5 protein-coding genes, 1 tRNA gene and 2 other annotated features are annotated in these 7,656 nt (G+C 30.4%); all 6 genes read right to left on the bottom strand.

What is annotated here, in order from left to right:
• Positions 1-339: 339 nt before the first annotated feature.
• The 6 genes from murD to P8V03_RS11090 all read right to left on the bottom strand — a co-directional run bounded on the left by murD (position 340) and on the right by P8V03_RS11090 (position 7,594).
• Positions 340-1,716: a UDP-N-acetylmuramoyl-L-alanine--D-glutamate ligase gene (gene murD / locus P8V03_RS11115; protein WP_318798159.1), complete on the bottom strand. Its 1,377-nt coding sequence runs from the start codon at positions 1,714-1,716 to the stop codon at positions 340-342.
• A gap of 602 nt (positions 1,717-2,318) precedes the next feature.
• A complete protein-coding gene (locus tag P8V03_RS11110) occupies positions 2,319-3,710 on the bottom strand; it encodes a glycine--tRNA ligase (protein ID WP_261672190.1) in 1,392 nt (463 codons plus the stop codon).
• 72 nt (positions 3,711-3,782) lie between these two features.
• Positions 3,783-3,950 (bottom strand) — a binding site (T-box leader).
• 85 nt (positions 3,951-4,035) lie between these two features.
• Positions 4,036-4,202, bottom strand: a binding site (T-box leader).
• Between the two features lie 141 nt (positions 4,203-4,343).
• Positions 4,344-4,418, bottom strand: a tRNA-Asn gene (locus P8V03_RS11105).
• Positions 4,419-4,591: 173 nt separating this feature from the next.
• On the bottom strand, positions 4,592-6,100 hold the full coding sequence (lysS, locus tag P8V03_RS11100; RefSeq protein ID WP_261672191.1) for a lysine--tRNA ligase: 1,509 nt from the start codon (positions 6,098-6,100) through the stop codon (positions 4,592-4,594).
• Between the two features lie 15 nt (positions 6,101-6,115).
• Complete coding sequence (gene greA / locus P8V03_RS11095) at positions 6,116-6,595, bottom strand: transcription elongation factor GreA (protein ID WP_261672192.1); 480 nt, start codon at positions 6,593-6,595, stop codon at positions 6,116-6,118.
• Between the two features lie 171 nt (positions 6,596-6,766).
• A complete protein-coding gene (locus P8V03_RS11090) occupies positions 6,767-7,594 on the bottom strand; it encodes a hypothetical protein (RefSeq protein WP_261672193.1) in 828 nt (275 codons plus the stop codon).
• Between the last annotated feature and the right edge of the window lie 62 nt (positions 7,595-7,656).

Here is a 7,656-nt window from a genome sequence, read left to right as displayed (position 1 = left end):
TCAAATTCCAATGTTATTGTCAACCCCTAATTTTAATGTTTTAAAATTAGTTATTTATAAACTAGTTCTTAAAATCTACTTTATTGTAGATAGTAGTAAATAGTTTATATAATTAAGTTGTCCTTTCACCGAAGGACATGTATTATCTTATCACATTAATGAGCATTGATTCGGATTATATCTTTTATTTTTAGCAAATATCTTTAAATTACTACTTAAATCTATCTATTTCTAACTAATATATGCATTGATACACTAGGATACGTTAATATATAAAATCCACTAAAAAGGCATATAAACGAACTTTCTTAGTGGATCTTATTCAATCTGATATATATCCTATAAATTTTTCACAATTTCTTTAAATCTATTACCTCTAGCCTCAAAGTTAGGGAACATATCAAAACTTGCACATGCAGGTGAAAGCGTTACTATGTCTCCACCTTCTGATATGTCTTTTGCTTTCAGTACAGCAGACTCTAAGTTTTCCTCGATAATTATATTTAAATCTTTCCCAGTTCTCACCTTGAACTCTTCAAAACTTTCTTTTATTTTATATTTTGTATCACCAATTAAAATTAAAGTCTTTATTTTTGAATGCCCTTCTTCCGCTAGGGATTGAAAAGGTATATTTTTATCGTATCCTCCGGCTATTAAAATCACAGGTTTATCAAAGGCCTTAAGTCCAGCTACTGTTCTAGTAGGACTAGAAGCTATAGAGTCATTATAGTATTTAACTCCATCTAATTCTCTTACAAATTCGCATCTATGCTCTACTCCAGTAAAAGTAGTAGATACTTCTCTCATACTACGTATACTTACATCATCACTTAATGCACAAAATGCAGCCAGTAAATTTTCAACATTATGCATTCCCTTTATCTTAACTTCATTTAAAGCGCATACTTCTTTTCCTTTTACATATAACTTACTGTCTTGAAAATATGCACCTTGCTCTACCTTGTTTTTCACACTAAACCTACTAATCTTTGCTATAGATTCTCTTACCATAGAGTTTGTTATCTCATTGTCCATGTTTAATACTAGTAAATCATTTTCGCTTTGATGCTTAAATATATTTTTTTTAGCATCAACATATTCCTCCATATCTTTATGAATATCTAAGTGGTTAGGACTTAAATTTGTTATAACAGCCACTTCCGGAGATACATTCATTGTCATAAGCTGAAAACTAGATAACTCTAAGACTACTCTATCACTGTCTTTTATATCTTCTATTTTAGTAAATAAGGGTGTTCCTATATTACCTCCAACCCATGTATTATATCCTTCCTGTTTAAGCATGTTATAAATTAAAGTTGTAGTAGTTGTTTTTCCATCGCTACCTGTTACTCCATATAATTTTGCTGGGCAATATCTTACAAACTCCTCTATTTCAGAAGTAATATAACTTCCTTCCTCTTTGGCTTTGAGCATAGCAGGACTATCTATTCTCATAGATGGAGTTTTAAATATTACATCGAAGCCTTTTAACTCATCTAGATAGTTATCTCCTAATATTAATTCTACTCCTCTATTCTTAAATTCCTTAGCGACTTCTCCTATTTGTTCTTCAGTTTTCTTATCAAAAGCAGTAACCTTTGCTCCTAAATCTACTAAAAAGTTTATTAATGGCGTATTACTTATGCCTATTCCAACTACTGCTGTCTTTTTGTCTTTTATAAAAATTTTAAAATTCTCAAAGTTTCTTTTCATTAAAAACCCTCCAAAACTAAAACCTGTCTATATAATTAATCTGTATATTAAATTATACCACTTTATAAAAAAAATAACTTACTTTCTCTAGTTATTTTTGATTATTTATTTGACAGTTTATTTAATTATACTTACTAAAATATAATTATAATAGATTTTTGTTGAACTAAGTCGAAATTGATAGAAAATATTTAATTTATAAACTTTATTGCTATCTATTGAACTTTATTGTCTTCATATGCTATACTATGTGTGTGCCGTAAGGAAACATTAATATAATTCCCCAAGTTTTAATTAAACATATAACATATCCCCATGATTAAACCCTATTTACCGGATATTAATATCCGGTTATTTTTTTAATTTTTTTGTGTTTTCATTAAATAATATTATATTAATACATAAATTATACTTACTAAGGTTATAAACCCAAAAAACTTTTTGATTGTAAAATTCAGTTAATCATTTAGTATTTTATCTTATCAAGTACAAATAAGCACTATGAATCTCCATCTCATTCATAGTGCTTTTGCTATATACTACATAAAAATTCACTTATTCTAAAAACCTAAACTGGTTACTAGAATATAATCTTTGTAATATTAGAATTCCATCTTCTCTTTTATGAAGCTTTTAATCTCATCTATACTTATTCTAAACTGTTCCATAGTATCTCTATCTCTAACAGTAACAGTGTTATCCTCTAAAGTATCAAAGTCTACAGTTATACAGTAAGGAGTTCCTATTTCATCTTCTCTTCTGTATCTCTTTCCTATACTTCCAGCTTCATCATAATCTACGTTAAACTCTTTTCTTAAATTATCGTAAATATCTAAAGCTTTATCAGAAAGTTTCTTAGTAAGCGGAAGTATAGCCACCTTAAATGGAGCAATAGCTGGATGGAAACGCATTACTGTTCTAACATCTCCGCCTTCTAATTCTTCCTCATCATAAGCGTCTACTAAAAATGATAAAGTTAATCTATCTGCACCTACGGAAGGTTCTATGCAATAAGGCATATATCTTTCATTTGTAACAGGGTCAAGGTAAGATAAATCCTTTCCAGAATGTTGTTGATGCTGCTTTAAGTCATAATCAGTTCTATCAGCTACACCCCATAATTCACCCCATCCAAAAGGATATAAGTATTCAATATCAGCAGTCGCATTGCTGTAGTGTGATAATTCTTCTTTATCATGATCTCTAAATCTTATATTCTCTTCTTTAATTCCAAGATTTAATAAGAAATTCCAACAGTATTCCTTCCAGTAACTGTGCCACTCTAAATCTGTACCTGGCTGACAGAAAAACTCAAGCTCCATCTGTTCAAACTCTCTAGTTCTAAAAGTAAAGTTACCAGGAGTTATTTCATTTCTAAAAGACTTTCCTATTTGAGCTATACCAAAAGGAACTTTTTTTCTTGAAGTTCTTTGAACATTTTTAAAGTTTACAAATATACCCTGAGCTGTTTCAGGTCTTAAAAATATTTCTGCTTGAGTATCCTCAGTAACACCTTGGAATGTTTTAAACATTAAATTGAACTTTCTTATATCTGTAAAGTTATGTTTTCCACAAGTAGGACAATCTATTCCATTATCGTCTATATAACTCTTTAATTTTTCATTGCTCCAACCATCAGCACTAGCTTTCTCTATACCTTGAGCTGTCATATGCTCTTCTACTAGCTTATCTGCTCTAAATCTAGCTTTACACTCTTTACAATCCATAAGAGGATCTGAAAAATTACCTACGTGACCTGAAGCAACCCAAACATCCTTGTTCATAAGAATAGCTGCATCTATACCGACATTATACTTGCTCTCATGAACAAACTTTTGCCACCAAGCTCTCTTTACATTATTTTTTAACTCTACACCTAAAGGACCATAATCCCAAGTATTTGCAAGTCCTCCGTATATCTCTGATCCCGGATATACGAATCCTCGGTTTTTAGCTAACGCCACTACTTTATCCATTGTTTTTTCTACTGACATAAAACTACCTCCTATTTCCTATTATATAATTATTGTTAACATATTTTGTAAAAATATAAAAAGCCCTTGCCATAAAGGGACGAAATTTTAATTCCGCGGTTCCACCCTTCTTGGCACGAGCCCTACTTTACACAATTATCACTCAAAAGTTCCCTTCATAAATAACTCCTAATTGTTTTCACCAACCACAATCTCTCTTAGAGGATATTAATTACTACTCTTCTTTATCATAGTGAACTATTTAATTTTCAAACACTAAACTTAACAATCATTGATATGGATAATTATAAATAATCCTTTTTAGGTATAAAAAAAAGACCTTCTGCTAAGGGACGAAATTTTAATTCCGCGGTTCCACCCTTCTTGGCATAAGCCCTGCTTTTAACAGTTATCACTCAAAAGTTCCCTTCATAACAACCCCTGATTGTTCTCACCAACCACAATCTCTCTTAAAGGATATTAATTATTACTCTTCTTTATCATAGTGAATATTTAATTATCTTCTGCTTATACTTATTTTACCATATCTCCACAATTTGTCAACATTAACTATTGATTTTAAGCTTTATATATTCTTATTATCAACAATATTTAAAATTATATACATTCATCATTTATTACAAAAAATAAAAATGGCTCCGTGGAGAGGGCTCGAACCTCCAACCCTTCGGTTAACAGCCGAATGCTCTGCCATTGAGCTACCACGGAATAACTTAACTTACATGTATTATTATATCAAAGATATTAAAAAAATCAATAGTTTTTTTTAATATCTTTATATTTTTTTACTTACAGCATATATAATTAATAAATATTTCTTAATAAAAAGACCAACAGCCTTAAGTTGTTGGTCTTTGTGTATACCATAAGTTTCTCTTATATTATTGATGTGTTGGTTTCATCGTTGGGAATAATATAACATCCCTGATAGACGCAGCGTCAGTTAGGAACATTATTAGTCTATCTATACCTATACCAAGTCCACCTGTAGGCGGCATACCTATTTCTAATGAATTAATGAAGTCATCATCCATCATGTAGGCTTCATCATCTCCAAGCTCTCTCTCTTTAAGCTGTTGGATAAATCTATCTTTTTGAACTATAGGATCATTTAATTCTGAGTAAGCATTACATAATTCTCTTCCAAATACGAATCCTTCAAATCTCTCAGTGAAATCAGGGTTTCCTCTCTTCTTCTTAGTAAGAGGTGATATTTCTACAGGATAATCAATTATAAAAGTAGGCTGAATTAATTGACTTTCGCCAAACTCTTCAAATAGCATATTTAAAATTTCACCTTTTGTACAATCCTTTAATTCTTTTTTAAACTTAAGATGCTTTTCTTTTGCTATTTCTCTTGCTTCTTCATCAGTCTTTATTTCATTAAAATCTACACCAGCATATTCTTTTACAGCATCAACCATTGTAACTCTTCTCCAAGGTGGTGCGAAGTCTATCTCCGTTCCTTGATACATAACCTTAGTGGTACCAAGAACCTTTTCACATACGTAAGCTATCATATTCTCTGTAATCTCCATCATATCATTATAATCTGCAAAAGCTTCATATAATTCTATCATAGTAAACTCAGGGTTATGTCTTACACTTATTCCTTCATTTCTAAAGTTCTTTCCAATTTCATATACCTTTTCAAATCCACCAACTATAAGTCTCTTTAAGTAAAGCTCTGTAGCTATTCTCAAGTACATATCTATATCTAAAGCATTATGATGAGTATCAAAAGGTCTAGCTGCTGCTCCACCTGCTATTGGTGAAAGCACTGGTGTTTCAACTTCTAGATAGTCTCTGTTATCCAAAAACTCTCTCACAGCTTTTATTATAGCTGTTCTTTTCATAAAAGTATCTCTAACATCTTGATTTATTATTAAATCAACATATCTTTGTCTGTATCTTAAATCTGGGTCCTTTAGTCCATGCCACTTTTCTGGAAGTGGTTTTAGAGATTTTCCTATAAGCTGAAAATCAGTAATTTGAAGAGATACTTCTCCTGTTTTTGTTTTGAACACAGTACCTGTTACTGATAACAAATCTCCTATATCGTAGGTTTTATATTCCTTAAGTTTCTCTTCTCCTACATTATCTATTTTTATGTATAATTGAATTTTTCCATATCTGTCATGCACATCAGAGAAACCAGCTTTTCCATGAACTCTCTTTGACATAAGTCTTCCAGCTACAGTAGCTGTTTTTCCTTCAAGTTCTTCATAATTATCCTTTATCTCTTTAGATGTATGTGTTCTTTCTACCTTATAAACATCAAAAGGATCTTTGCCATCCTTTTGAAGATTGAAGAACTTCTGTCTTCTTTCTCTTATCAGTTCATTAAACTCTTCTTCTAATTGGTTTATGTTCTTTTCATCATTTGACATTTAACTAACCTCCAATTATCTTCTTATGCCAAGTATTTCGTACTTACTTACTCCATTTGGCACTTGTATTTCCACAATATCTCCAACTTTCTTACCTATTAGTCCTCTACCAACCGGTGACTCATTAGATATTTTGTTGTTAATAGGATCAGCTTCTGCAGAACCTACTATTATATATTCTACCTCTTCGTCAAATTCATAATCTTTTAACTTTACAATAGAACCTATACTTACAATATCTGTTGGTATTTCACTCTGATCTACTATAGTAGCATTTTTTAGCATATTTTCTAATTGAGCAATTCTTCCCTCTACAAATGCTTGTTCATTTTTAGCTTCGTCATACTCTGAATTCTCACTTAAATCTCCAAAAGAAAGTGCAACCTTGATCTTCTCAGTTATCTCCTTTCTTTTGACTGTTTTTAAATATTCTAACTCTTCCTCTAATTTCTTTACTCCCTCATAAGTCATTACATACTTTCTTGATTCACTCATTTTATTCTCCCCTTTTAATAATTTATCAAAAAACTTCCTATGTCAATATTTTTCAACCCTTTTATGATGGAATAGTTTAGTTTAATAATCATTTAAGTAATTATAAAACAGCATATTATTAATGTCAACATTTTCAAACTCATTTTACCCTGTCTATAAACTGGCAGCTGACTACCCTAACTCCCAAGTGTCTTTGTTAAACTTTATCTTATCTAAAAATATTCCGTTATATTGTAGAGACTTTTCTATGTCTTTTTCTTCCATCTGACATAATATTGATCCTAAAAGTTCTGTAGACATAGTATATTCATCCAATGCCCATGGCACACTATAAGTTACATCATTTATAATAGTTCTGCTATTATTTATCGGATTAATTCTATTATTTATATACCATACAGCTGCTGTTCCATTCACTTCTATTTCCTCTGAATTTATAATAAAATCCGCATTATTAAATGAGTACTCCATATCACTAGTTATAACTGGTGTTATTCCATAGTTAGCAATAATGTACTCTCCTATTACATTAGTTTTTAATATATTTTTAGATAGCAATATTATATATTTAGCCTCTTTAGCTAGACTACAAATTACGTTAAAATTCATATCATCTGCTGCATCATATATAACTATACAACTATCTCTTATAGTCTTATGCCTAGTTCTTAATATAAGTTTTATACTTCTAACTATTCCATAGGCCATAAGTTCCTTTTGGAATGTATTAAACAAACCATAATCTAATTTTCTATATGTTTTAGGCGCTAATTGAAAATCTTTGCTTTTAAAAGGCTTTTTTACAATACTTAAATTACCGTAGTATGCCTTTTCACTAAAATTAGGAGGAAATTTAACACTAACTATACTTAAATTTAGCTCCTTAATAAAACTCTTTTTGTGATAATAAATTTTAAATCTATCTTTTATTCTACCTAAAAGACTACTATCTTCATAGCACCTTGTGACGTCAGCATTAACATATACTATTGGTTTCATTAATGAATCCTCTATTATTACTTACGTTACTATTGTATTCTACCTGGTAATTAAAAATTACA

It is taken from the genome of Clostridium tanneri (genome assembly GCF_033659955.1).
GTDB classification, from domain to species: Bacteria; Bacillota; Clostridia; order Clostridiales; family Clostridiaceae; genus Clostridium_AM; species Clostridium_AM tanneri.
Note: the sequence above shows the minus strand (reverse complement) of the source record. Positions and strands in the feature narration are given on the sequence as shown.